This window comes from Stenotrophomonas sp. STEN020 (assembly GCF_056760195.1).
In genome coordinates, this window is the sequence record NZ_JBRREI010000008.1 from 13,589 (window position 1) to 36,973 (window position 23,385).

The following is a 23,385-nucleotide window of genomic DNA, read 5'->3' on the forward strand; positions in this document are numbered from 1 at the left end:
CTTAAATGGAATCCATTGGATGCAATGAATTCATTTTATTTATAGATCAGCCCGGCGTACATAGGGGGAATGGAAACCTTGATGTCGTCTTTGCGCCGCGGCCAACTGGGCCTGCGACGTGGGTTGCGCCGCAGCGTCTGTTTGCAGATCGGCGTTCTGGTGGTGATCTGCTTGCTGGCTGAGATGTTGATGCAGCGGCTGGCTGTGCCCGTGCCAGCTGGCATCGTTGGCTTGTTGTTGCTGTTGCTGGCCTTCGCCATGCGTTGGTTGTCACCGCGCTCGTTCACGCGTGGTGCGCGCTGGTTGCTGGCGGAAATGCTGTTGTTCTTCGTGCCGGCGGCGATGATCCTGCTCGACAACCGGCAGATGTTTGGTTGGCTCGGCCTGAAGCTGTTGTTGGTGGTGGTGGTCGGCACCTTGTTGGTCATGGCAAGCACGGCGGTGACCGTCGAGCTGCTGCTGCGCTGGAGCCAAGGTCATGAGCGTTGAGATGCTGATGCAGCAGCCGGCGCAGTGGTTGTGGCCGATGTTCTGGGCCGTGCTGACGGTGGCGGTCTACCTGCTGGCCAAGAAGCTGTATCTGCGTAGCGGCTACGCCTGGGCGTCACCCTTGATCACTGCGCCGCTGGTCTTGCTGGGCCTGGCTTTGTTGTTGCACGCCAACTATCACGACTATCTGCGTGGCACGCATTGGCTGGTGGCGATGCTGGGGCCGGCGACCGTGGCGTTTGCGGTGCCCATCTACCAGCAGCGGGCGTTGATCGCGCGGCACTGGAAAGTGTTGGGTGCTGGTGTGCTGGTCGGCAGCGGCGTTGCGATTGTCGCTGCGTGGTTGATGGCCACCGCCCTGCATCTATCGCCGGAACTGCGCTTGAGCTTGGCGCCGCGCTCGGTAACCACGCCGTTCGCGATGGACGTATCCGGGCGGATTGGTGGTATCCCCGAGCTGACCGCGGTATTCGTGATCATTACCGGCGTCTGTGGTTCGCTGTGCGGGCAGCTGTTGCTCAAGTTGCTGCCGGTGCGCAGCGCGATGGCGCGTGGCGCGTTGTTTGGCATGGGCGCGCATGGCATGGGCGTGGCCAAGGCGCGCGAGCTGGGCGAGAGCGAGGGCGCAATCGCGGGGCTGGTGATGGTGATGGCCGGTGTGTTGAATGTGGCTGTCGCGCCCTTGCTGGTGATGCTGCTGCAAGGCTGATGCCGGTTGAGTTCCGGTCAAGCCGGCGTGTCGCCCGCTCGCGCGTTCTGCAGACTCTGACTACGTCGGGCCAACACTGCTTCGCGGTGGGCGATATAGGCGTTGGCGCCGAGGATGATCAGGGCGCCGATTACCGTCCAGCGGTCCAGCGTTTCACCGAACAACAGCCAGCCCATCACCACCACCAAGGGCAGCTGGGTGAAGCTGATCGGGGTGAGCGCGGAGACTTCGCCCAGCTTGAGTGCGCGGGTCCATAGCAGCTGGCCGAGCGTGCCCATGACGCCGGTAGCCACCAGCCACAGCCAGGCGATGCCGGTTGGCCAGACCCAGACGAACAATGCCGGGATCAACGACAGTGGCACCCAGAACACATAGGTGTAGAACACCACGGTATCCGGGCTGTCGACGCCGGTGAGCTGTTTGATCTGGATCGCGACCAGCGCGCTGAGCACTGCGGCCATGACTGCGATCAGGCTGCCAAGTTCAAAGCTGTGCGCGCCAGGGCGCACGATCACCAGCACGCCGATGAAGCCGACGATCACCGCGGCCCAGCGGCGGAAGCGAACCTTCTCACCCAGCCACAGCACGGCAGCGATGGTGACGAACAAGGGCGTGGAGTAGGACAGGGAGATGGCCTGCGACAGCGGCAGGTGGCCGATGGCCCAGAAGCCGCACAGCATCGAGGCCAGGCCAATTGCACTGCGCAGGAAGTAGCGCGGCATCTGCTGGGTACGCAATGACGCATGGCCGGGCCGCAGCAACATTGGCAGCAGCGCCAGCAGGCCGAAACTGTTGCGGAAGAACGCCACTTCCTGGGTGGGAACGTAGGCGGTTGCCAGACGGATGGCGATGGCCATCAGGCCGAAGGCCATGGCGCTGCCGAACATCAGCAGGGCAGCGCGCATTGCGGTGGAGCGGGGTGCAGCCAGGGCAGTGTTCACCAGCGGGCGCCGACCAACCTGGGCTCGGGTTCAATCGGCACGCCGAAGGTTTCCAGTACCGCTGCCGACACGCGCCGGGCAAATGCCAGCAACTCGGCGCCGCTGGCATTGCCGTGGTTGACCAATACCAGGGCGTGATTGGGCGAAACCCCGGCGTCACCGTCGCGTTGGCCCTTGAAGCCGGCTTTCTCGATCATCCACGCTGCCGATACCTTGCGGTTGCTGTCGTCGCTGCCCGGGAACACCGGCAGTTCCGGATAGTGCTGCAGCAGCACGTTGATCTGCTCCAGCGGCAGGATCGGATTCTTGAAGAAGCTGCCGGCATTGCCGAGTACATCCGGGTCAGGCAGCTTGCGTCGACGGATGGCGGTGACCGCATTGGCGACGTCGGCCGAGACCGGGAATTCAATTCCCATCGCCTGCAGCTCCTCGCGGATGCCGGCGTAGTCCAGCTGCAGCTCGTGCAGCAGCGGCAGGCGGAACTCCACGGCGGTGATCAGGTAGCGATCAGCATCGTGTTTGAACAGACTGTCGCGGTAGCCGAAGCGGCAGGCTTCCTGGTCCAGTCGCACCCAGGCCTGTTCCTGCCGGTCCCAGGCCTCGACGATCTGGATGAACTCACCGACTTGGACGCCATAGGCGCCGATGTTTTGGATTGGCGCGGCGCCGACGGTGCCGGGGATCAGTGCCAGGTTCTCCAGCCCGGACAGGCCTTCGTTCAAGGACCACATCACCAGTTCGTGCCAGATCACGCCAGCGCCCGCGCGGACGATGGTGTGATCAGCGCGGTGTTCCAGTGCGCTGATCTCGCGGTTGTCGAACACCAGTACCACATCTTCAGGATCGGCAGCCAGCAGCACATTGCTGCCGCTGCCAAGCACCAGCAGGTCTGCCTCGCCGATGGCGGCCAGCGCTTCAGGCAGGGCGATGGGATCGGCGATACGCAGCATGCGTGGTGCATGGGCGTCGACATGGAAGGTGTTGAGGTGACGCAGTGGAGCGTTCTCGGTCAGCGACCAAGCAGGGGCGGCATTCGTCATAGCGGTGCGACGGCGCCTCCCGACGGGGACTCGCGACGGCGACGGATGGCATTCACGCAGTCGCCGATCAGGCTTGGGCCCTGGAAGATCAGCCCGCTATAGCACTGCACCAGCGCTGCACCTGCGGCCATCTTTGCAACGGCGTCGGCGCCGGAACTGATGCCGCCAACACCGATCAAGGGCACCGACTCGGGCAGGCGCGCGCGCAGGCGGCGCAGTACCAGAGTGGATTGGCCCAGCAGCGGTGCGCCGGACAGGCCGCCGATTTCCTTGGACAGCGGATCAGCTTCGACCGTGGGCCGGCCGATGGTGGTGTTGGTGGCGATCACGCCATCCACGCCCAGTTCGCCAAGCACGCGCGCGGCGGCATCGATGTCGCGATCGCTCAAGTCCGGTGCCACCTTGACCAGCATCGGCACGCGTTTGCCGTGCTTTGCCGCCAGCTGCTCCTGCGCCTCGCGCAGGCCGGCAACCAGTCGCCGCAATGCCTGTTCTTCCTGCAGCTCACGCAGGCCGGCGGTATTGGGCGAGGAGATGTTGACGGTGATGTAGTCAGCCAGCGGATACACCTTTTCCATGCAGATCAGGTAGTCGGACAGGGCATCCTCGTTGGGCGTGTCCTTGTTCTTGCCGATGTTGATGCCGAGCGGGCCGGGGCGATGCTTGACCGCTTCGACGTTCTTCACCAGTGCATCAACACCGAGGTTGTTGAAACCCATGCGATTGATGATGGCGTTGTGCCGCGGCAGGCGGAACAGACGCGGCTTGGGGCTGCCAGCCTGCGGCCGCGGGGTGATGGTGCCGATCTCGACATAGCCGAAGCCCAGTGCAAACAGGGCTTCGATGTGCTCGCCGTTCTTGTCCAGGCCAGCGGCCAGACCCACCGGGTTGGGGAAGCTCAGGCCGAACGCCGTGGTGGGGAGCGGCTTGATGCGGCCGGCAATCAGCGGCGTGGTGCCGGTGCGCCAGGCAAGATCCAGCGCGGACAGGCCCAGGCCGTGCGCGCGCTCGGCATCAAGGGTGAACAAAAAAGGACGGGCAATGGAATACATAAGCTCAGTTCAGCGTGCCGACAAAGGCGCGGGTTTGGTACTCAAAGGCAACTTTGCCATCGACCGCATGCGCATCAAATAGACGCTGCAGGGCTTCCAGCATGGGGACGTGACGTTCGTGGCCAGCCTGCGGGGCGTAAGAGGAGGACAGCAGCCGGCCACGCAGGCCGTCGTAGTCCAGATACTGCACATTCGGCAGGTGGACCAGGCCGCGCAACCCTTCACCGAACCAGTCGCGCATGGTCTGGTCGTCCTGGTAACGCTCGGCAACCTCGGTGTAGTCGGTGCCGTAGTCGAGCAGCAGTTGCTCGTAGCCGGCCAGGAACGGCGAGGCATCGAGCAGGCGCGAATTCCAGTACACCAGGGCCAAGCCGCCCGGGCGCAGGATGCGCATCCATTCGCGGCGTACGGCGTTGGTATCGAACCAGTGGAATGCCTGCGCGGCCGCGACCAGATCAACGCTGTGGTCGGTCAGGGGGGTGGCCTCGGCGGTACCGGCGACGGATTGGAATTGCGGATGTTTGGGCTGCAGCCACTGCTCGGCGGCGGCACGCATGGCGGCATTGGGTTCCACTGCGATCAGTGGATGCCCGGCAGCCAGGAACAGCTCGCTGGAAATGCCGGTGCCAGCGCCGATATCGGCGACCAGGGCGGAGCGGGGCAGGCCAATATCGCGGTGCAGCCATTCCAGCAGCGTGGACGGATAGCCCGGGCGGTAGCGCACATAGTCCGCTACCCGGCTGCTGAAACGTTGGGTTGAATCGGACTGCCCCATGCCGGCCTCAGGAGTTCATCGCAGCGAGGCCAGCCAAGCCGCCGAAGAACACAAGGATGGCAATGAAGCAGATGATGCCGATCAGCCACAGCGCGGTAGCCAGCCAGCCCAGCACCAGCCCAGCCACGGCTAGGCCGTCGCCTTCCAGTTGACCGTTGCTGCGGCGGATTTCACCACGTGCCATATGGCCGAAGATGATGGCGCAGATGCTGCCGATGGCCGGCAACAGGGTCCAGCCAAGGATGCCGGCGACCAGGCTGATCACGGCGTAGCTGCTGGTCTGGCGGGGTGCAGGAATGCTCATCGGGAACTCCGTTTCAGCTATAGAAAGCCCCTCTCCCGCACGCGGGAGAGGGGTTGGGGTGAGGGCAGCTTTTAGCTGTACACCCATCCGTCGCCCCGACCAAAGCCGGGGCAGACACGATCAAAGATCGAACTTGATGCCCTGGGCCAGCGGCAGCGAGTCGGAGTAGTTGATGGTGTTGGTCTGGCGACGCATATAGACCTTCCATGCATCCGAGCCGGACTCACGGCCACCGCCGGTGTCCTTCTCGCCACCGAAGGCGCCACCAATCTCGGCACCGGAGGTGCCGATGTTGATATTGGCGATGCCGCAGTCGCTGCCGGCAGCCGACAGGAACTTCTCGGCAGTCTTCAGGTTCTGGGTGAAGATCGACGAGGACAGGCCTTGCGGCACGCCGTTCTGCATGTCGATGGCTTCGTCCAGATTGCTGTACTTCATCACGTACAGGATCGGTGCGAAGGTTTCGTGCTGGACGATTTCATCGCTGTTCTTCAGGCCGGTGACAATGGCCGGCAACACGAAGTTGCCAGCGCGGTCGATGGCGGTGCCGCCGGTTTCGACGGTGCCGCCGGCAGCCTTGGCCTTGGCGATGGAGCCGAGGAACTGCTGCACGGCTTCCGGGCTGTTCAACGGGCCCATCAGGTTGGCAGCGTCAGTCGGGTCGCCGATCTTGCCTTCAACCTGCTTGTAGGCCTTGATCAGCGTGGCCAGCACGTTGTCGTAGATGGATTCATGCACGATCAGGCGGCGGGTGGTGGTGCAGCGCTGGCCGGCAGTGCCGACGGCGCCGAACACGATGCCCGGCACAGCCAGCTTCTGGTCGGCGGTCTCGTCCATGATGATGGCGTTGTTGCCGCCCAGTTCCAGCAGGCAGCGGCCCAGACGCTGGGCAACCTTCTGGTTGACGGCGCGGCCGACCTGGGTGGAACCGGTGAACGAGATCAGCGGCACGCGACGGTCGGCGACCATCTTTTCCGACAGCGCGGTGCCGGCATCGTTGATCAGGAAGAACAGATCCGGGAAGCCAGCGTCCTTGAGTGCGTCATTGCAGATTTTCATCGTCGCAATGGCGGTCAGCGGGGTCTTGTTGGACGGCTTCCAGATGCAGATATCGCCACAGATGGCGGCCAGGAACGCATTCCAGGCCCATACCGCAACCGGGAAGTTGAAGGCCGAGATGATGCCGACCAGACCCAGCGGGTGGTACTGCTCGTACATGCGGTGGCCCGGGCGCTCGGAATGCATGGTGTAGCCGTACAGCATGCGGCTCTGGCCCAGGGCGAAGTCGGCGATGTCGATCATCTCCTGCACTTCACCGTCGCCTTCCGGCTTGGACTTGCCCATTTCCAGCGCGACCAGCGAACCCAGCGCGTCCTTGTGCTTGCGCAGTGCTTCACCGCACAGGCGCACGGCTTCGCCGCGGCGCGGTGCCGGGGTGGTGCGCCATACCTTGTAGGCTTCCTGCGCGCGGGTGATGACGATTTCGTAATCAGCCTCGGTCGTCGCCTGGACCTCGGCGATCACTTCGCCGGTGGTCGGATTCTGCGGCTTGAGGACGCCCGCGCCGGTGGCGGCGGACCATTCCCCGTTGCCCATGTAGGTGCCAGCGTTGGTGGCATCCAGAGCCAAGGCCTTGAGCAGCTCGGAAGACATTCAAACTCCTGTTTCTTAACGTGATTTTGGCGCCGTCGGAAACTGCGGGTGGGGGCGACGGAGTGAGTACCACATAGTATCAGAGTGAACCGATTGGCCCCGTGCCGCTTGGTCTGGCCAGTGGGACAGGCTGTGCCGGCTCCACGGGCTGCGCTGATGGCGGGCGTTGCCTCGGCCGTGACCGCAAACCCTGTCACTGGCGGCCGTTTTCGGCCATATTCGCCACCCTTGATAGGGGTTTCCCCGGCTTGAACAGGATAGACAGATGAACGTGACGATTTCGGACGGGGTAGTGGTTGGCAACAAGCTGCCCTTCGTGTTGTTTGGTGGGCTGAATGTGCTGGAGGATCTGGACTCCACCCTCTATGCCGCTGAGTGCTACGTGGAGGTCACCCGCAAGCTGGGCATCCCGTACGTGTTCAAGGCTTCCTTCGACAAAGCCAACCGCTCCTCGATCACCTCCTTCCGTGGCGTCGGTCTGGAAGAAGGGCTGCGTATCTTCGAGCAGGTCAAGCAGCGCTTCGGCGTGCCGGTGATCACCGACGTGCATGAAGTGGCGCAGGCCGCGCCGGTCGCAGAAGTGGTCGATGTGCTGCAGATCCCAGCCTTCCTGGCGCGGCAGACCGATCTGGTCACGGCCATTGCCCGCACCGGCCGCGCGGTCAACATCAAGAAGCCGCAGTTCCTCAGCCCGACCCAGATCAAGCACATCGTCAGCAAAATCCGTGAAGCCGGCAATGAGCAGATCATCCTGTGCGAACGCGGCGCCCAGTTCGGCTACGACAACCTGGTGGTGGACATGCTCGGTTTCCGCGAGATGATCGAAGCCACCGGCGGCCTGCCGGCGATCTTCGATGTCACCCACAGCCTGCAGCGCCGTGACGCCGGCAGTGAAGCCTCGGGAGGCCGTCGTCGCCAGGTCGTCGAGCTTGCCCGCGCTGGCATGGCAGTCGGTATCGCCGGCCTGTTCCTGGAAGCGCATCCGGATCCGGACAACGCGCGCTGCGATGGTCCCAGCGCATTGCCGCTGGACGTGCTGGAACCGTTCCTTGCGCAGATCAAGGCGCTGGACGACATGGTCAAGGCGTTCCCGGTGCTGGATATCGCCTGATAATTCCGGGCCGGTGGCTGCTATGCGGCCTGGGCCTCATGCAAGCCCCTCTCTTACGTCCGTAGTGTTTCATGCAGTCACGTTTGTGGCACACGGATGAAAGAGGGGTCGATGCATCATTTGAAGAACAGCTTGGGTCTGGTTCTTTGCGGGCTCCTGCTGAGCTCCGCTGGTCATGCTGCGCCAACGGTCAGCGGGCAGATACACAGTTCATTGACCTTGGTGCCTGCATGTGAGGTCAACGGATCGGCTGCCAGTTCCAACCTCAACTTTGGTTCGTTGAACTTCGGGACCGCCAGCACGCTTATGCAGCAGTCCATTACCCAGCTGTTCAACCCTGGCGGTGGCGCCATGAGCATCCGCTGTGCGGCAGGATTCTTTCCGGCGCTCAAGATACGGGCGGGCCGCAATGACGGTCAGGCGTCGGCAGGCGGCAGGGCATTGCACGATGGTGCAGGCCATTATGTTGCTTATGACCTGTACGTGGATACGAGTTTCGATAACGTTGTGCCGATTGACGGAGCCTTCTACCTCGGGAGTAGCAACGGCACGGCACAGACGGTGAATCTCTACGGCAGAGTCATGGGGGTAGCGGGCTTGCCGCCAGGCACCTATATGGATTCGATAGCGGTCGAACTGTCGTTCTAGGCTGCTCTTACGCGCCTTCGCTAGGGTGGGCAGATGGCAGGCAGCGGATGGCTGACTGCATTACCGATCAAATGGGGAGTTTGCATGAAATTCTGGAATGTCCGTGCCGCGTTGTTCGCCGGTGGTTTGCTGTTCGCATCGATGGCGCAGGCTGGCACTGTCACTGGCAAGATCGACGCAGCGCTGACGCTGCTCAGTGCTTGTCAGGTAAATGGGTCGTCCGCAACAACGGGGGCGAACTTTGGCACCCTGGACTTCGGTAGGCAAGACTCGCTCTTCAGCACTGCCGGCAGTCAGGTACTGCGTGGTGGTGGTGCCATGTCGATATTGTGTTCAAAGGGCACCATCCCTGTGATCAAAGTCGGGGTAGGGAGCAATGATGGGACGTCGACCGGTGGCACGCGGGCACTTGCTGACGGTTCGGGCAACTTCGTGCCCTATGACTTCTACACCGATGCCGGTCACAGCCAGGTTTTCGTGATCAATGGCACGATAGCCCTGCCGACCAGTACCGGCGTAGCGCAGACCGTGAACCTGTATGGCAGGGCGGTGGGCAAGGCAGGCTTGTCTGCTGGTGTCTATACGGACATCGTTTCGGTCGAGCTGTCCTTTTGATCGCACCCCTGCGTTTGCTGTGGATCGGGCTTGCGGCCGGGCTGTGTTCGCTGGCGGCTGAGGCAAGCGCGGGTACCCATGCGGACATGCAGGTGAGTGCGGAAATCGTCAGCGGCTGCGAGGTCGCGCCCGGCAATTGGGGGGCGCTGGATTTCGGAACGCAGTCGGCGCTGAGCAGTGGAGTCGTTGCGACTTCCTTCACCTCCACGGTGCAGCTCAACTGCACGCCTGGCTTGACGTTGTTGATGAAGGTCGACGGCGGATTGTACGGGCGTCAGTTGCAGCACGATGGGGGCGGTGAACGCATCGCCTATCGCTTGTTCACTGACGCCGCCCGAAGCTTGGCGTTGGGGGTTGACCAAATGGTGCCCGTGCCTTTGGGGCAGACGGGCGCGGTGGTGCTGCCAATTCACGCAGAGCTCAACGTGCCAGCGCAGCGACCTGCCGGCACTTACAGTGATGTATTGCAGGTTCAATTGATCTGGTAAGAACCGGGTTGCGGGGGAAGAATGTTTTTTTTCAGATATATCGCGACAGCCTGTCTGCTCGTGGCTGCGGCGCTGTCGATCGGCGAAACCCGCGCAGCAAGTTCGGTCCTGATCTGGCCGGTTGATCCGGTGCTGCAGGACGGCCAGCAGAGCACTGCGTTGTGGCTGGAGAACAAAGGTCAGAGCCCGGTCAATCTGCAGGTTCGGGTGCTGTCCTGGGCGCAGCAGGAGTTTGATGATCACTACCAGAACCAGCGGCAGATGATCGGCATCCCGCAGATTGCGCAGATTGAACCGGGACAGAAACAGCTGGTGCGCATTACCCGCATGGCGCCGACGCCAGCCGGGCAGCAGCAGGCGTTTCGCGTGATGATCGACGAAATTCCGACAGCCGTACCGGTCGATGCAGCTGCTGCCCAGGGCGTGCGCTTCAACATGCGCTACGTCATTCCGTTGTTCGCTTACGGAGCGGGCTTGTCTGCGGGAGGTGCTGCTCAGGGCGTGCGCGATGCCACGGGTGCTGAAGTTGTTCCGCGTCTTGGCGTGCAACAGGTCAACGTGGAGGGCAAGGCCTACCTGCAGATCCGCAACGATGGGCTGGTGCACGCACGATTGACCGAGGCCTCGCTGGAACAGGCAGGTAAGCAGCGGGTGTTTCAGGAAGGTTTGATGGGCTACGTGCTGCCTGGCGCAAGCATGCGCTGGCCGCTGCCGGCATCGGAAGGGCGTCCTGCGGTGTTGTTGGTGCGTGTCAACGGTGCCGCGCAGCCGCAGCGTCTTGTCATCGAGTGATTGTTCGCATGATGTTGAATTGGATGTGTTGCATCTGTGCGACGTTTGATCCGGTTGGGGAGCCGGGATGAACGACTACCGGTTTCCTACGCTCGGGTACCAAGCGCTGTCTCGTGCTGTGCGGTGTGGGCTTTGGGCCAACGTGCTGGCATTGACCGTTGTACCGATGATGCCGGCGTGGGCGGGTGAGTTGCCGCTGCCCGCGTTTGATGCGCTGGACGCGGCGCCGCTGCCGCTGCATCTGGACCTGGTGGTCAACCAGGTGGCAACCGGTGGGCAGATTGTTGTTGAAGAACGCGGCGGTCGACTGCATGCCAGCGCAGCCGCATTGGTCGCTGCCGGGATCAGCTTGCCGTTACCGGTGGCCGACGATGTCGCGTTGGAAGACGTGCCTGGCTTGCGCGTGCACTACGATCGGGCAATGTTGCGCCTGCTGCTTGATGTGCCGCCTGCGTGGCTGGCGCAGCAGACCATCAGCTATCGCGCCGCAGCGCCGCGCATGACTGCGCAGGCCAGCTTGGGGGCGATGTTCAACTACGACATATACGCCAGTGATGTAGACGATGCTGGCAGCTATGTGGCTGCCTTGAATGAACTGCGGATTTTTGGTGGCGCCGGTAGCGTGACCAGCAGCGGGCAGCTCCGACAGATCGTGAGCGGGGCGAAGGGTGGGCAGCGTGGGGGCTATCGGCGCTACAACACCACCTGGCGCTACTCCGATGAGAACAGTCTGCTCACCTATGAGGCCGGTGACGTGATCACCGCTGCCTTGCCGTGGAGCAGTTCGGTGCGGCTTGGTGGCATGCAGTTGTCGCGCGATTTCAGTGTGCGCCCGGATCTTGTGACCTATCCTTTGCCGCAGTTTTCCGGCGAAGTTGCCGTGCCTACGGCGCTGGATCTGTTCGTCAACGGTTACAAGTCATCAAGCGCGGAGTTGAGTCCAGGCCCCTATACGCTGACCAATATCCCACTGATCAATGGCGCCGGTGAAGCAGTGGTGGTGACCACCGATGCATTGGGGCGGCAGGTATCGACGACGCTGCCGTTCTACGTCAGTACCCGCTTATTGCAGCCAGGCTTGGCGGATTTCTCGGTGGCAGCCGGCAATGTGCGCGAAGATTATGGTGTCAGTAATTTCAGTTATGGAAAAGCTGCAGGTAGCGGCACCTTGCGCTACGGTCTGTTTGACTGGCTAACGCTGGAAAGTCACGCCGAAATGGCCAGACGACTGTCCTTGGCAGGTGCCGGGGCGAACGTTCGCGTCGGCAACCTGGGTATCGTCAACGCAGCGTTGAGCCAGAGCCGGTTCAACGGCCGGCAGGCGCAACAGCTGGCCTTCGGTTACCAGTACAACAATCCCTTATACAGCGTCGCTTTCCAGCAGGTGCAGCGACAGTCCGGCTATGCGGATCTTGGCGCGATCAATACGCAGACCCTGCGCACCACCAGGCGCAGCCAGCAAGCCACGGCCAGCGTTAGACTGGGGAGCTGGGGCAGCGTTGGCGCGGGCTATTTTGATGTACGCAACGCCGATGACTCGCGCAGCCGCTTGCTCAACCTGTCCTGGAGCCGCTCGTCACGAAAGGGGTTCAGTTTCTATATGTCGGCTAACCGGGACCTGGAGGCAGCAGGCTGGTCGGCAATGGCACAGTTGATGGTGCCGATGGGGACGCGCAACACGCTCTCGCTGTCGACCGAGCGCGACATCCGTGGTGATCTGCTCGAGCGCGTGAACTTAAGTCAGCAGGTGCCCACCGATGGCGGCTTTGGTTACAACCTTGGTTATGCACACGGTGGTGCCGAGGACTACCGGCAGATCGACGGGACCTGGCGCGGCGATCAGCTGCAGGTCCAGGCGGGCACCCACGGCAGCCGATCAATGATGACGCGCTGGGCGGATGTCAGCGGTTCGGCTGTGTGGATGGATGGTCAAGTGTTCGCCGGTAACCGTGTCGACGATGCATTCGTGGTGGTCAGTACGCAGGGTCATGCGGGTATTCCGGTGCGATATGAAAACCAGGATGTCGGTCGCACCGGCAAGAGTGGCCACCTGCTGGTGCCATGGGCCAGTGCCTACTACCCGGGCAAGTACGAGTTGGACCTGATGGATGTCGGAGCCGATATCCGCAGTGCGCGGGTGGAGGAACGGGTGATGGTGCGTGCTGGTAGCGGTTACCTGCTGCAGTTCCCGGTGATCCGCGCGCGTAGCGCCAGTGTTGTGCTTGTCGATGCTGGCGGCACGGTGCTGCCATTGGGTGCTGGCGTCCAGCACCTGGAAAGCCGGACGAAAGCCGTGGTCGGATGGGATGGTCTGGTGTATCTGGAAAGCGTGGATGAGGCCAATCACCTGCGGGTGAGCTTGGCCAATGGAGAAAGCTGCGTGGCGACGTTCACTGCTGATCAAGGCGATGCACCTGTGCTGATGCTGGCCCCTGTGGTGTGCCGATGAGCTGGGTACCCCGGGTAATACTGCTGTCTGTATTGAGTTTCGCTGGGAGCGAGGTGTCGGCAAGTTGCGAGGTCGTGAACGCCCGGCCGGCAGATTTTGGTTCTGTTGGCTCCAATACCCTGCGCGACGCTGTGCAGAGCACTTCCACAAGTGATGCAGGCATGCATTGTTCGGGTGATGTATCGCAGCCATGGGAGCCGGGGACTACCTATTTTCGCGTGAGTTTCAGCTCCGTCGACAATGGCATGGTGGGCCCTGCCGGAGATCGGGTCTCCTACCAGGTCCATGCATCGCTGGACAGGAATAATGCATCGGCGCTGGCTCCAGGAGTGATGGTTGACCTCGCCGCTTTGGGTGTCATCGATGAATTGGGTGTGCTGCAGGGCAGCTCCCCCAAGTCCATCCCGCTATTCCTGACGCTCGCCGCCGGCGCCAATGTTGCTGCAGGCACTTATATCGATAGCGCAACGTTGAGCTGGGATTGGAAGTACTGCGTTCAACAATCCAGTCCGGGTGTTTGTTCTTCCTATGAGAGCGGTAGTGGAGCCTCGCCAATGGCGATAAAGCTGGTGGTGCAGAATGACTGCGCTATCGCCGCCGATGATCTGGACTTCGGCGCAGCTGCGCTTCCTTCCATGTTCGCAGAGGTCAATGGAAGTATCAGCGTGATCTGCACCAAGGGTAGCGTCTATACCGTTGGGCTCAGCGGCGGGCGGAGCCCCAGCCAGGGGCAACGCAATATGCTTTCGGCCGAGGGGACTCTGCTTGCCTACGATCTGTTCCAAGGAGTCGGCAGCGCACGATGGGGTGATGCAGGCGCCGAGCGCCGTGGCAGCTACACGGCCGATCTGAACGCTGGCAGCGGTTTGGGTACGAGTGCGCAAAAATTCAACTACAGGGCAGCGGTTTATCCGGACCAGGCGCCTGTGCCGGCCGGCAGCTACGTTGATACCGTGCTGATTGATGTAGCTTTCTGATCCCGTGATGGCACTGCGCGGACGCTGGGCTGGGCTTGGTTGATCGAGAGACCTTGGTGTTGGAACAGCATATTGGCACCCGGCGCAGTCCGGAAGCAGCGGCCGATTTGCGCTTGGCCATTGGCATCCGGGTGACCGGATTTGTATGCCGATCGACGCCCGCTCGGCCGGAAATGCTGGCTGGCGGCGGCGCTTGCCTGTAATCTTGGGCTCCATCTTTTGACTCCGTAGCTCAGCTGGATAGAGCGGTCCCCTCCTAAGGTCAACTCTTTTCTGAGGCGGGCTTCGGCAGCTTGCAAATTTCCATATATTTCAGTAGTTTGCGTGCTTTATGTGGGGTTGGCTGACTGCGTCACCGCACCGAAAAACACCCGAAGACACCCACGAACACCTCACTTTTGCCCCAGTCGTTTGCCCCAGTCTGGGTGCGCTGCTACTGTCTGGACATGAGCGAAAAAGCACTGGAACACCTGCGTCGAGACTGGCCCAAACGGTATGCCTTGAACCCGGAAGAGGTGGCTGTTGTGCTCGGTCGCGACTCCAGTTCGCGCGGCGTGTTGCAAAAGATCCGTGAAGGCATGCAACGCGGTCGTTACCCAGGGGCGCGAAAGATTGACGGGCACTGGCAACTTCCTTTGGAAGATCTGGCCGAAATACTCGACCCAACACCTGAAACGGTGATGGTGCCGGTGGTCGCCAAGGCCGGTCGCCGGCGCTCACAGGTGGGTCCACGCATCCGCTTCATAGTCAATGCGCGCTTCTTGGCTGATGTCTTCGACGCCATCGGAGACACGGAGGGCGCCAAGTCTCTCAGGGCTGATGCGTGGGCCGTGCGCGAGGGGTTGCGCCAAGAGGACTACGCCCGCCGCGCTGAGCACTCTAAGGCGGGTTTGCTCGATGCGCTCGCCGGGCAGGCTTTGCGCAGGTGATCATCTGCTGACAAATCATACCTCTAAAGATCTTGTCTACTCGTTGATTGTATTTGAGGGCCGCACTGCCAATTGCGCAAATGAAGCATCTTTAAGGACAACCATACGATACATCTCGATAAGCTCAATGGCGGGATGCCGTAATTCATTTGTGGCGAGGGAGCGGGAAGGCGTAGAAGAGGAAGAGTAATGAGCGATGGAATGTTGTTCGTAGATGCACGCGGTGAAAAAAGAAAAGTGCGCATCCATTCGGTAGAAGAATTGAGGGTCTTGTACCGCGATGTGCGCGACTTCAAAAGGTTGATCGAGGACGCGAAGCGTATGGATCAACGTACCGCTGAAACCACCTATACCCAATTTGCACACAGGCGCTTCCAAGAATTGCGGCGCTTGTTTCATCCGATCAATGAGCGATTAGCGGCCCTTGATAGTGATGGCATTCGTCGAAGCCGGAACTGGATCCTGGAAAACTTTTCGAATTCCCTCACTGTTCAACGTAAAAGCAGTTTGATGGGGAAGATGGGGGCAACGATTGGAAGCCTTGGTTGCATTTTAGATGAGATCAAGGAAATCGGTGTTGATATCCAGATCAAGGACGTATAGCTGATGAATTCCATGAACATCATGCGGTATGACGACGAGCAACATTCGATGTGCAAGAGGGAACCGAATGCTTTGGACGATTTGCACACAGCCCTAGTCCAGCGGCACGAACTGATGAATCACGTTGGAGGCGGCCATGGCGAAGGTTGACGAACAGCAGCGGCAAGCGCTCGCCCAAGCGCCTGGGGATCTGCACCTAACCGCTGCTCAAGCTGCCGTGTTGATGCAAGTCAGCACGAAGACGTTGCAGCGCCTGCGCAATCAAGGCTTGCCGCCCCCCACCATTGGGGAGCGTCCAGCACGCACCGACGAGGGATGGTCCACCACGCCCGTGCGCTACAAAAAAAGCGACGTGGACGCGTGGCTCCAACATCCTGTAATGCCCAGTGTGCATCTCCATGCGTTCCAGGTGGCGAACGGGGTCATCGTGGCCCACGCCAACCAACTGGACGCCAACACGGTTGTGGACGGCATCTATGACTTGCTTACCGAATGGGAGTGGGGCAGTACGGAATTGATGATTGAAGCGCAACAGTTGTTGTTGGATGAGCAACGGAAGCAACGCGATTTGGTGCAAGAGCGGATTGCTGCGCACGAACGAAACGTCCTGACACGAGCATTGAAATAATGCTGCGTTAAGCCCCAGTCCCTAGTTGTCCCTTGCAGTCCTTTGTAGCCCCCAATTTGGGGGCTTTTTTTGTGTGGCGAAGTTTTCAGGCCGAGCGCAACATTTGTTTGCCGCAAGACGCGGCGATAGAAAGGAAATATCAATGTTGGATTACGTCATTAACCCCGGCCACGAAGCATTCGTTGTTATTGGATTTGGGCCGCTCGCAGCACTCGCATCTGATCTTGCCTCATCAATAGACCGTGAAAAAGATCTTCAGAATCTTGTTACGAAATCGATTGTGCAAATGCATTTTGTGCGCGAAGGCCGTTCTACGAACGTTCTACTCTCTCGCCTTAATGCATTTGCTGCTGAAACCTTGACGGCGTTTGATGTCGCAAAATACGACTTCAATGATGTTTTCAATTTGTTCGACGCATGCTTGTGTATTTTCACGAGCGAGAAAGGTGTGTGTTTGGAGTGGACTGGTGATAGCCAGGAGCGCTCTCGCACCGTCAACGAACAACTCAAAAAGGACTTTTGTGAATTTGCTGAGGAATACGCGAAGGTCTGTGCGCTGGGTTTCATTGAGGAGCCGGATGAAATGAATAATCAGTTGAAAGGCGCGACTGAAAAGCAATGAAAAATATTGAATGAGAAAGCGAAAATTTAAACTATAAACAAGGGGGAATGCATGGGAATTTACACATTTTTCTATGGAAGTAAAATTGAGGCCGGCATGTCTGCGGCTGAATTGAAAGTGGTGCGGGAGGAAAGCGATGCAGCTTTCAAAGCTGCGATTGACGCATTTTCAGTTCACGACAGCCCAGCTCCCACAATCCGGAAGAGGCGCACTCATTTCCTGATGAGGTTCTCTGTTTACATGCGACCGGACGATAAGTGGGTGATGTACGGAGTCCGTCACTCCGATCGCTCCGGGATTGTTCCAGCATTTCGGGATTTCATGATCAAAAACAGTGGTCGTTTTTTTTAAATGATGGATGTGACGATCGGTTCTTGTTCAGATGTTTCTTGATTAAATCAATAAAACGCAAGGCAAATTATTGAGTGAGTAGGGCCCCGGCAAAACCACCCTACTCACGGAAAGCCTTGGGACAGTAGATCTGCAATGGGTGAGTAAGTGAGTAGGGTGGTATTCAAAAACGTTTACAACAAAAAAATACATATTTGGCAAAAAGTCTGTTTCATATAGAAGTTATAGAGGTTTTACTCTACTCACCCTACTCAAATATAAGAAAAGCCTTATGCAGCAAAGGTTTTGGCTGAGTAGGGTGGATGCTTTTTTACCCTACTCAAGCCCTACTCATTGCCCTACTCACTCAATAATTTGCCTTGCGTTTTATTGGCATAAAAATATGTTTTTGCTTAGTGCTGCAATGGTTTTCGGAGTGTTTTTTTAAGGAGTGAAAAATCATCTGCAAAAACGGGCTTTTGGATGTTTTTTTAATTTCAAAAACAGGTCAAAAGCCTTGCAGCAGTTGCGTTTGGAAATTTGCGTTGCAAATTACTCTTGACAAGAAGAAATAATAAATTACAACAAATGCATGAATAACTAAATTTGGAGGAAACACATGGGCGAAGTTTTGCAATTTAAAATGTTGAAAAAAAGAAAGCCGTATCGACGTCGTGCGCGGCCACAAAAGGTCAACCGCACCATGCGCTTCGATCAGGAAAAGCTGGCGCTGTTGGAAGAGGTGGCGCAGCGCAGCGGTATGACGTTGTCGGAGTACATTCGCGAGCTCACGGATTTAGCGGTGAGTGAGACCTGGCTGTTCGAGCGAAAGAGTAAAGCATAAAAAAACCGCTTGGCTGCTACCAAACGGTTCAATTAGAGGTTAAACAATAGGAGAAAAAACATGTCTATCAACACAGTAGCAAACAATACTGTTGTGTCAACCCCGGCGCAACCTGCAATTCCAAATAAAAAAGGCCCGTCCGCTCAGAGCAAACACAGTAAAGCCAATAAGGCAAATATTGTCACATCACACACGCCTGCAACGAATTGGGTGAATTATATCCACAGCGGTGCGTGCGGGGATTGGGCAAAGTCCAATGGACTGGCGTACAAGTGGAACGGCGTATTTTGGGACACAGTCTCTACGGCTGACGGGACATCGCTTGCCTCGAATTTCTTGTTCAAGCATATGCCGGACAAGGCAACGAACGCCGCTTCAGCAGACTGCTTCAAATTTTCAGTCAACATGCTTGATCCGATCCCAAAGTTCGATCCGTCGAATTTTGTAATCGCGACTAAAAACGGCTACCTGCATATGGACAAGCAGGGCAAAATGATGGTGCGCCCTGCTGACAAATCCCTGGGCCTGACGTTCGGCATCAACGCGACAGTGAGCACGGGCTACGGCAAACAGCACCTTCCTATGCCCGTCCCAGCGAACTCTCTGTTTGGCCGCTTCCTGGCCAGTGCATTGCCGGATCCTGAAATCCGTGCGCTGGTGCAGGAACAATGCGCCCTTACTCTCTTCCCTGGTCCCCACCAACTGGTGTGGTGGTGGGTGGGGACTGGTGGCAACGGAAAGGGCGTGATGTCATCGATTGTGAGCGGATTTCATCATCGCACTGCTCAAGTTTGGCTCGACAAGTGCGGTGAGCCCCAAGTGCTGGCCAACTGCGTCAATGCCAGTCTCATCTTTACCCCTGAAGTAAAGGACGGCGCACGCGGTATCGACCAGGAAGCGTTTAAGGCGCTGAGCGGGGGTGACTTGTTGACTGCAAAGTTCTTGTATCGCGATATGGTCGAGTTCGTTAATACGTCGTGCCATATTGTCTCTTCAAACAAAGAGCCTCGGGTCACTGACGCATCAGACGGTGTCTATCGCCGCTTGTGCGTCGTGAAATGGACTCAGTCAAATGGATCTTTTGATGTCATTAAAGATCTTGCCAAACGAGTTTTGGATGATGAAGCCCACATTGTGCTCGACTGGCTGCTCGCCGGGGCGCGCCGGATTGTGAAGCGCGGTGGATTTCTTCAAGAAAAGGATTGGCCAGAAGAGACGAAGTTGTTTAAAAAGGCAATTCGCAACATGAACGACAGTGTGGGCGCGTGGCGCGAAGGCGTGGGTATTGTTGCAGACGAGAACTATTTTACGCCGAAATCAGAGGTCTATAACTCGTACGTTAAGTTCTGCGACTCCGATGGCCGTTATGTTCTTTCGATGCCGCAATTTTGGAGCCGGTTTTGGGCCATGCCTGGATTTGAACGCCCGCAATCCCCGCGCGGTGACACGAGGCGTATTGATGGGGTGCAGGTCAATTGCGTGCGCGCACGTATTCCTGTCCAGCCCAGTTACGAGTTGCCGACAGGGGAGATGTTGGTCCCTACCGTTGCACTCAAGCGCGAGGTGTATGTTGAAGCCGTTCCCGCCGTAGCCCAACCTGTTCTTCTGCAACACAGTGATAAGGATTTTTCGGACGAAGAATGGAGGTTCCCGTGATGGATCATACAGACAAAGACATTGAAGAGGCATTTTGTGCGGCATTCCAGCACCTGTATGAAGATCATCAGGTGTTGCAAGAGAAAGCGCGTTGGGTTGGGCAGGGGCACATGTATCTCGGCAGCATGCGTTCTCATAAAAAGAATGAATGGGGCGCGATGATTGCGATGAAGGATGAGTACATGCGAGGTCATGGAAAGATGACCGAAGATCTTGACGAGCAGATGCATGCGCATGTGCTGTTAATGGCCCTTCTTGGTCATTCTCTGCGGCTTCTGGAAGTGATGAATAAGTTGACCAGAAAAGTAAAGGAAGACTGATCGGCGGGGCTTGACGGTGGCGTGAACTTTGCTTTATTGGCTGTATATGTCAAGCAAGGAAATTTGATGAACAATCTGGACAGGTGCGCACTTCGCGGTATGGATGCAGTCAAGGTTTTAAACTGGCACGACAGCGACGGAAAAACGGCTCTGCATTGGGCCGTGATCAACAAGCAATTCGATTTGGCCGATGTTTTATTATCGTTGGGTGCCGACATCAAGCAAGTCGATAGCAGTGGCAAAACCCCATTGGACTACGCAACAGGTATCTCGCTGCGCGAACGCTCCTGGACGCTGCGCGGTTACATTCAAAGTCAACGCGGCAAGTCGGAGCTTAACGAGCGTTGTGTTCCATCGTTGCCATGCGCTTATCACGGGCCACGCCAGGTTCAACACCCGCCGAACATGAGGCAATACAAGCGCCCTTGACATTTTTCGTTCCTCCTTTTAACTGATTTGAAAGAGGAGGGCGGACATGTGGTTTTTCGATGACAACGAAACGCGCAAGCAAATCATCATTGATGCGGCGCGCACAATGAAACAGTACAACCATGATCGCAACCCCGATGTCTTGCGACAGGCCGTGGCGTTGTACGAAGAACTCACCGGTTTGAACTTTGAGTTGGCGATGCGTAAGAGCGGTCAAGCGGTGCTGCTTGGTCAATTGGGCTCTGTACGCAATCAATTGGGCCGCTCGATATTGGGAGGGACTGAATTTGGCGATCCCGTCAAACGCTTGAGTCTTTCGCAAGACGTGTGCGATTTGATGGATTTAAGCATTCCCATCATCAACCCGTGGCTCACGGGCCTGCACTGTCAGCGTATCCGCGAACGCTTCAATCTTGACGACAAGACGGCCATTGGAGTGATTGGATTCAATACCTTCCAACCAATTGAACTTCACTCCATTGATCAAGGGGTGGCGGTGTTCCATTTGCCCGGTGGAGATGAATACTATGATGTGGGCACGGACAAGATCGAGTTGCGCAGCGGAGAGCAACGTTTGTTGCTTTCCAAAGCCTACGCACAAATGCGCGAGCGCGAACGCAGCATGGACCTGTTTGGGTGAGCTTGACATTCTCAAGATCCCATTTTTACTAATGGGTATCTTTTGATTGGAAGCAAATATGTCCGCATACATCAGTCCACCCGACTTTGACGATGAAGATGTTAACGACATCTTGCGCGCGTCTGAGCGCTTCACTGTTATTCAAGACAGCCCCAACGAGGCTGTCATAAAGCTGCACGCTAATTTTGACGACAACACGCACCATCTGCACACAATCGATTCGGTGTTGGCGTTGCTCCATCAGGCGTTGGAAGACGGATTGAGTATCACCCTGACCAGGAGACCCTCATGAGCGCGACCGACGAACTCAAACAGCAAGCCGCCGCCATGTTCTACCGTTCGCTAAAAGAACGCACATCCTTTCTTCAATCCGAATTCATTGGGATTGAAAAGCCCTTGCCCCTGATTGGCGGGCTTCCCTACGGGATCACAGGAAGAACCTTCCAAGGTGTGAAAGCCATACAGTTGATGACGGCTTCGGGCGCGTTCGGCTTCACAGATCCGCGCTGGTTCACCACAGCGCAACTCAACCGCTTGGGCTACTTCATCCGCAAGGGCGAAAAAGCGCTGGTGCGCACTGAGCGGTTGTACGCAGAAGCTGCCAACCCCGATCAATACAAGTCGGCAGTCGCGCCGATGTTCAACGGTGATCAGATCAAAAATCTGCCGCCTCTTGAGAGAACCGTTGAACTCCCGGCCGAACGTTACAAACGACTGGATGCGTACATCCAAAGTTTGGGCGTAGCGTTCAGCGAAGACCCACAGAACCTGCCGTACTACAGCCACGAAAACGACACCATCTACATTGAGCCCAAAAGCCACTACGCGGTGCGTTCGGCTCATGGGGCGGAGCAGTACTACACCGATGCCTTGTACGCCATCACCGAGTGGGCTGCGGCGCACAGTGGCGGTCCACAGCGGGCCCATGAACCTGGCGACGCCGACAGTCAGTACCGCCTGCGCGTTCAACTGACGTGCTTACAAGCCGCAGCACGACTGGGCGTTGGTTACGAGCGTGACCCATCTGGCTGGGAGGATCGTTATATCCAGACCCAACCCAACTGGCGCGAGCTTGAGTCGGCGTGGGCGGATGCGTCCGCCATCACCGCCAACATGAAGCTTCCGGAGCACATATTGACGCCAGTTCCCGCCCGACAACTGGACAACCAGCCGCAGATCGAGCCTGGATTTGAGGAGCGTGCTCAGACCTTTGATCCGCTTGTTGTCGTTCACGTGTCCGACTCACCCAAACCCGAGGTGGCGGCCAAAGTGAAGCGTGGCGTGCGCAAAAAGCTCGAACAAAGCATGGGCGCGTGACGATGAGCAAAACCGACGACAACAAGAAGATCACCGCTGAAAAGATTATCGAACTGATGGAAGGCGGCACCATCCCATGGCGGCAAGTGTGGAAGCGCGACGCAACGCAATCGATGGGGATGCTTCCGTTCAACTTCTCCACCGGACGCACCTACACCGGCTCGAACGTGTTGTCGTTGATTGTTCAACAGCACATCCATGGTTTCGCGAGCAACGCGTGGTTGACGTACAAGCAAGCGCGGGAACTGGGTGGGTTCGTCCGCAAGGGACAAAGCGCAACACCCGTACCCTTCGTGCTGCAAGTCAAGGACAAGATCACAGGTGAAGTCGTCCTGGACCGCAACGGCGTGCCCAAAATACTCCCGATGACCTGGAGCGTGTTCAACGTTGACCAATGCGACGGGCTTCCGTTGCGCGAGGAGCTGGAACTCAAGCCTGTCCAATGGCGTCACGCCCGCGCTGAGGAATTGCTGGCGACCTGCGGGGTGGAGATCCGCCATGACGGCGGGAACGACGCGTACTACAACGTTGCGACAGACCGCATCCATCTGCCGGTGCGGGAGTTGTTTCACTCTCAGTCGGGATATCTGTCCACGGCAATTCATGAAATTGGACACGCAAGCGGCCATCCCTCGCGGATGGACCGTCCCATGAAGGGACGCTTTGGAACACCTGAGTACGCCCTTGAAGAACTCAACGCAGAGATCTTCTCAATGCTGGTCCAGGATCGCTTGGGATTGGAAATGGATGCCCAATTTGACCCCGGCAATCATATCGCCTACCTGCAATCGTGGATCACGGCCTTGAAGGGCGATCACAACCTGATCTTCCAGGCATTCAGCACGGCCGAAAAAATCGCGACCTTTTACAACATCGAGCGGCTTAGCCGCGAACCGATGATTGAACGGGATCTGGAAATAACAGGAGTAGAGCCGGGATTGGTGGAGCGAAGTAGGGAGGGGCGTTCCCAGCAGCAGGCGATCTTGTCGTAAGGTGTTGACAGTGTCCAAATATTTGCTTGTAT

At 58.3% G+C, this 23,385-nt stretch carries 28 protein-coding genes; 22 read left to right on the plus strand and 6 right to left on the minus strand.

Annotated elements, in window-relative coordinates:
• Positions 1-81 precede the first annotated feature (81 nt).
• Both ACVOLZ_RS05115 and ACVOLZ_RS05120 read left to right on the plus strand, forming a co-directional pair.
• A complete protein-coding gene (locus ACVOLZ_RS05115; RefSeq protein ID WP_481515289.1) occupies positions 82-489 on the plus strand; it encodes a CidA/LrgA family protein in 408 nt (135 codons plus the stop codon).
• Complete coding sequence (locus ACVOLZ_RS05120) at positions 479-1,198, plus strand: LrgB family protein (RefSeq protein WP_481515290.1); 720 nt, start codon at positions 479-481, stop codon at positions 1,196-1,198. Before ACVOLZ_RS05115 ends, ACVOLZ_RS05120 begins: the two co-directional genes overlap by 11 nt.
• A 17-nt stretch (positions 1,199-1,215) precedes the next feature.
• On the opposite strand, the gene ACVOLZ_RS05125 is transcribed toward ACVOLZ_RS05120, so the two are convergent.
• From ACVOLZ_RS05125 to amaB, 6 genes are all read right to left on the minus strand, one after another.
• Entirely contained in the window at positions 1,216-2,103 is an 888-nt protein-coding gene (locus ACVOLZ_RS05125) for a DMT family transporter (protein ID WP_481515394.1), read from the minus strand.
• A 32-nt stretch (positions 2,104-2,135) separates the two neighbouring features.
• The gene (gene murB, locus ACVOLZ_RS05130) at positions 2,136-3,179 is read right to left on the minus strand and encodes a UDP-N-acetylmuramate dehydrogenase (RefSeq protein ID WP_481515291.1); all 1,044 of its coding nucleotides are present in this window, start codon (positions 3,177-3,179) and stop codon (positions 2,136-2,138) included.
• Positions 3,176-4,231: a quinone-dependent dihydroorotate dehydrogenase gene (locus ACVOLZ_RS05135; protein ID WP_481515292.1), complete on the minus strand. Its 1,056-nt coding sequence runs from the start codon at positions 4,229-4,231 to the stop codon at positions 3,176-3,178. Before ACVOLZ_RS05135 ends, murB begins: the two co-directional genes overlap by 4 nt.
• A gap of 4 nt (positions 4,232-4,235) precedes the next feature.
• Positions 4,236-5,006, minus strand: coding sequence for a class I SAM-dependent methyltransferase (locus ACVOLZ_RS05140; protein WP_481515293.1), 771 nt, complete (start codon positions 5,004-5,006; stop codon positions 4,236-4,238).
• Between the two features lie 7 nt (positions 5,007-5,013).
• Positions 5,014-5,310: a DUF4190 domain-containing protein gene (locus ACVOLZ_RS05145; protein ID WP_481515294.1), complete on the minus strand. Its 297-nt coding sequence runs from the start codon at positions 5,308-5,310 to the stop codon at positions 5,014-5,016.
• 120 nt (positions 5,311-5,430) lie between these two features.
• Positions 5,431-6,963: an L-piperidine-6-carboxylate dehydrogenase gene (amaB, locus tag ACVOLZ_RS05150; protein ID WP_481515295.1), complete on the minus strand. Its 1,533-nt coding sequence runs from the start codon at positions 6,961-6,963 to the stop codon at positions 5,431-5,433.
• Positions 6,964-7,228: 265 nt separating this feature from the next.
• Here amaB and kdsA point away from each other — a divergent pair, with 265 nt between their 5' ends.
• The 20 genes from kdsA to ACVOLZ_RS05250 all read left to right on the plus strand — a co-directional run bounded on the left by kdsA (position 7,229) and on the right by ACVOLZ_RS05250 (position 23,353).
• Positions 7,229-8,074 carry a 3-deoxy-8-phosphooctulonate synthase gene (gene kdsA / locus ACVOLZ_RS05155; protein ID WP_481515296.1) on the plus strand — a complete coding sequence of 282 codons (846 nt, stop codon included), beginning with the start codon at positions 7,229-7,231 and terminating at the stop codon, positions 8,072-8,074.
• A 111-nt stretch (positions 8,075-8,185) separates the two neighbouring features.
• Entirely contained in the window at positions 8,186-8,722 is a 537-nt protein-coding gene (locus ACVOLZ_RS05160; RefSeq protein ID WP_481515297.1) for a Csu type fimbrial protein, read from the plus strand.
• A gap of 84 nt (positions 8,723-8,806) precedes the next feature.
• Complete coding sequence (locus tag ACVOLZ_RS05165) at positions 8,807-9,337, plus strand: Csu type fimbrial protein (RefSeq protein ID WP_481515298.1); 531 nt, start codon at positions 8,807-8,809, stop codon at positions 9,335-9,337.
• A gap of 92 nt (positions 9,338-9,429) precedes the next feature.
• A complete protein-coding gene (locus ACVOLZ_RS05170; protein ID WP_481515299.1) occupies positions 9,430-9,825 on the plus strand; it encodes a Csu type fimbrial protein in 396 nt (131 codons plus the stop codon).
• Between the two features lie 21 nt (positions 9,826-9,846).
• Positions 9,847-10,617 carry a fimbrial biogenesis chaperone gene (locus ACVOLZ_RS05175; protein WP_481515300.1) on the plus strand — a complete coding sequence of 257 codons (771 nt, stop codon included), beginning with the start codon at positions 9,847-9,849 and terminating at the stop codon, positions 10,615-10,617.
• Positions 10,618-10,768: 151 nt separating this feature from the next.
• Positions 10,769-13,066: a fimbria/pilus outer membrane usher protein gene (locus tag ACVOLZ_RS05180; protein WP_481515301.1), complete on the plus strand. Its 2,298-nt coding sequence runs from the start codon at positions 10,769-10,771 to the stop codon at positions 13,064-13,066.
• On the plus strand, positions 13,063-14,043 hold the full coding sequence (locus ACVOLZ_RS05185; protein WP_481515302.1) for a Csu type fimbrial protein: 981 nt from the start codon (positions 13,063-13,065) through the stop codon (positions 14,041-14,043). The genes ACVOLZ_RS05180 and ACVOLZ_RS05185 overlap by 4 nt, the downstream gene beginning before the upstream one ends.
• Before the next feature lie 446 nt (positions 14,044-14,489).
• Entirely contained in the window at positions 14,490-14,972 is a 483-nt protein-coding gene (locus ACVOLZ_RS05190) for a hypothetical protein (protein WP_481515303.1), read from the plus strand.
• A 189-nt stretch (positions 14,973-15,161) separates the two neighbouring features.
• Entirely contained in the window at positions 15,162-15,575 is a 414-nt protein-coding gene (locus tag ACVOLZ_RS05195) for a hypothetical protein (RefSeq protein ID WP_481515304.1), read from the plus strand.
• 136 nt (positions 15,576-15,711) lie between these two features.
• The gene (locus tag ACVOLZ_RS05200; RefSeq protein WP_481515305.1) at positions 15,712-16,203 is read left to right on the plus strand and encodes a helix-turn-helix domain-containing protein; all 492 of its coding nucleotides are present in this window, start codon (positions 15,712-15,714) and stop codon (positions 16,201-16,203) included.
• 142 nt (positions 16,204-16,345) lie between these two features.
• The gene (locus tag ACVOLZ_RS05205; RefSeq protein ID WP_481515306.1) at positions 16,346-16,825 is read left to right on the plus strand and encodes a hypothetical protein; all 480 of its coding nucleotides are present in this window, start codon (positions 16,346-16,348) and stop codon (positions 16,823-16,825) included.
• A 51-nt stretch (positions 16,826-16,876) separates the two neighbouring features.
• A complete protein-coding gene (locus ACVOLZ_RS05210; RefSeq protein ID WP_481515307.1) occupies positions 16,877-17,176 on the plus strand; it encodes a hypothetical protein in 300 nt (99 codons plus the stop codon).
• A gap of 598 nt (positions 17,177-17,774) precedes the next feature.
• Complete coding sequence (locus tag ACVOLZ_RS05215; RefSeq protein WP_481515308.1) at positions 17,775-17,999, plus strand: hypothetical protein; 225 nt, start codon at positions 17,775-17,777, stop codon at positions 17,997-17,999.
• Positions 18,000-18,059: 60 nt separating this feature from the next.
• Positions 18,060-19,655 (plus strand): DNA primase family protein, encoded by a 1,596-nt coding sequence (locus ACVOLZ_RS05220; protein WP_481515309.1) that lies wholly within the window; start codon positions 18,060-18,062, stop codon positions 19,653-19,655.
• A complete protein-coding gene (locus tag ACVOLZ_RS05225; protein ID WP_481515310.1) occupies positions 19,655-19,975 on the plus strand; it encodes a hypothetical protein in 321 nt (106 codons plus the stop codon). Before ACVOLZ_RS05220 ends, ACVOLZ_RS05225 begins: the two co-directional genes overlap by 1 nt.
• A 66-nt stretch (positions 19,976-20,041) precedes the next feature.
• A complete protein-coding gene (locus tag ACVOLZ_RS05230; protein WP_481515311.1) occupies positions 20,042-20,404 on the plus strand; it encodes an ankyrin repeat domain-containing protein in 363 nt (120 codons plus the stop codon).
• A 46-nt stretch (positions 20,405-20,450) separates the two neighbouring features.
• Positions 20,451-21,044, plus strand: a complete 594-nt coding sequence (locus ACVOLZ_RS05235; protein WP_481515312.1) for a hypothetical protein — start codon at positions 20,451-20,453, stop codon at positions 21,042-21,044.
• Positions 21,045-21,102: 58 nt separating this feature from the next.
• Positions 21,103-21,336, plus strand: coding sequence for a hypothetical protein (locus ACVOLZ_RS05240; RefSeq protein WP_481515313.1), 234 nt, complete (start codon positions 21,103-21,105; stop codon positions 21,334-21,336).
• Positions 21,333-22,361 (plus strand): ArdC-like ssDNA-binding domain-containing protein, encoded by a 1,029-nt coding sequence (locus tag ACVOLZ_RS05245; RefSeq protein WP_481515314.1) that lies wholly within the window; start codon positions 21,333-21,335, stop codon positions 22,359-22,361. Before ACVOLZ_RS05240 ends, ACVOLZ_RS05245 begins: the two co-directional genes overlap by 4 nt.
• A gap of 2 nt (positions 22,362-22,363) precedes the next feature.
• Entirely contained in the window at positions 22,364-23,353 is a 990-nt protein-coding gene (locus ACVOLZ_RS05250; protein ID WP_481515315.1) for an ArdC family protein, read from the plus strand.
• Positions 23,354-23,385 lie beyond the last annotated feature (32 nt).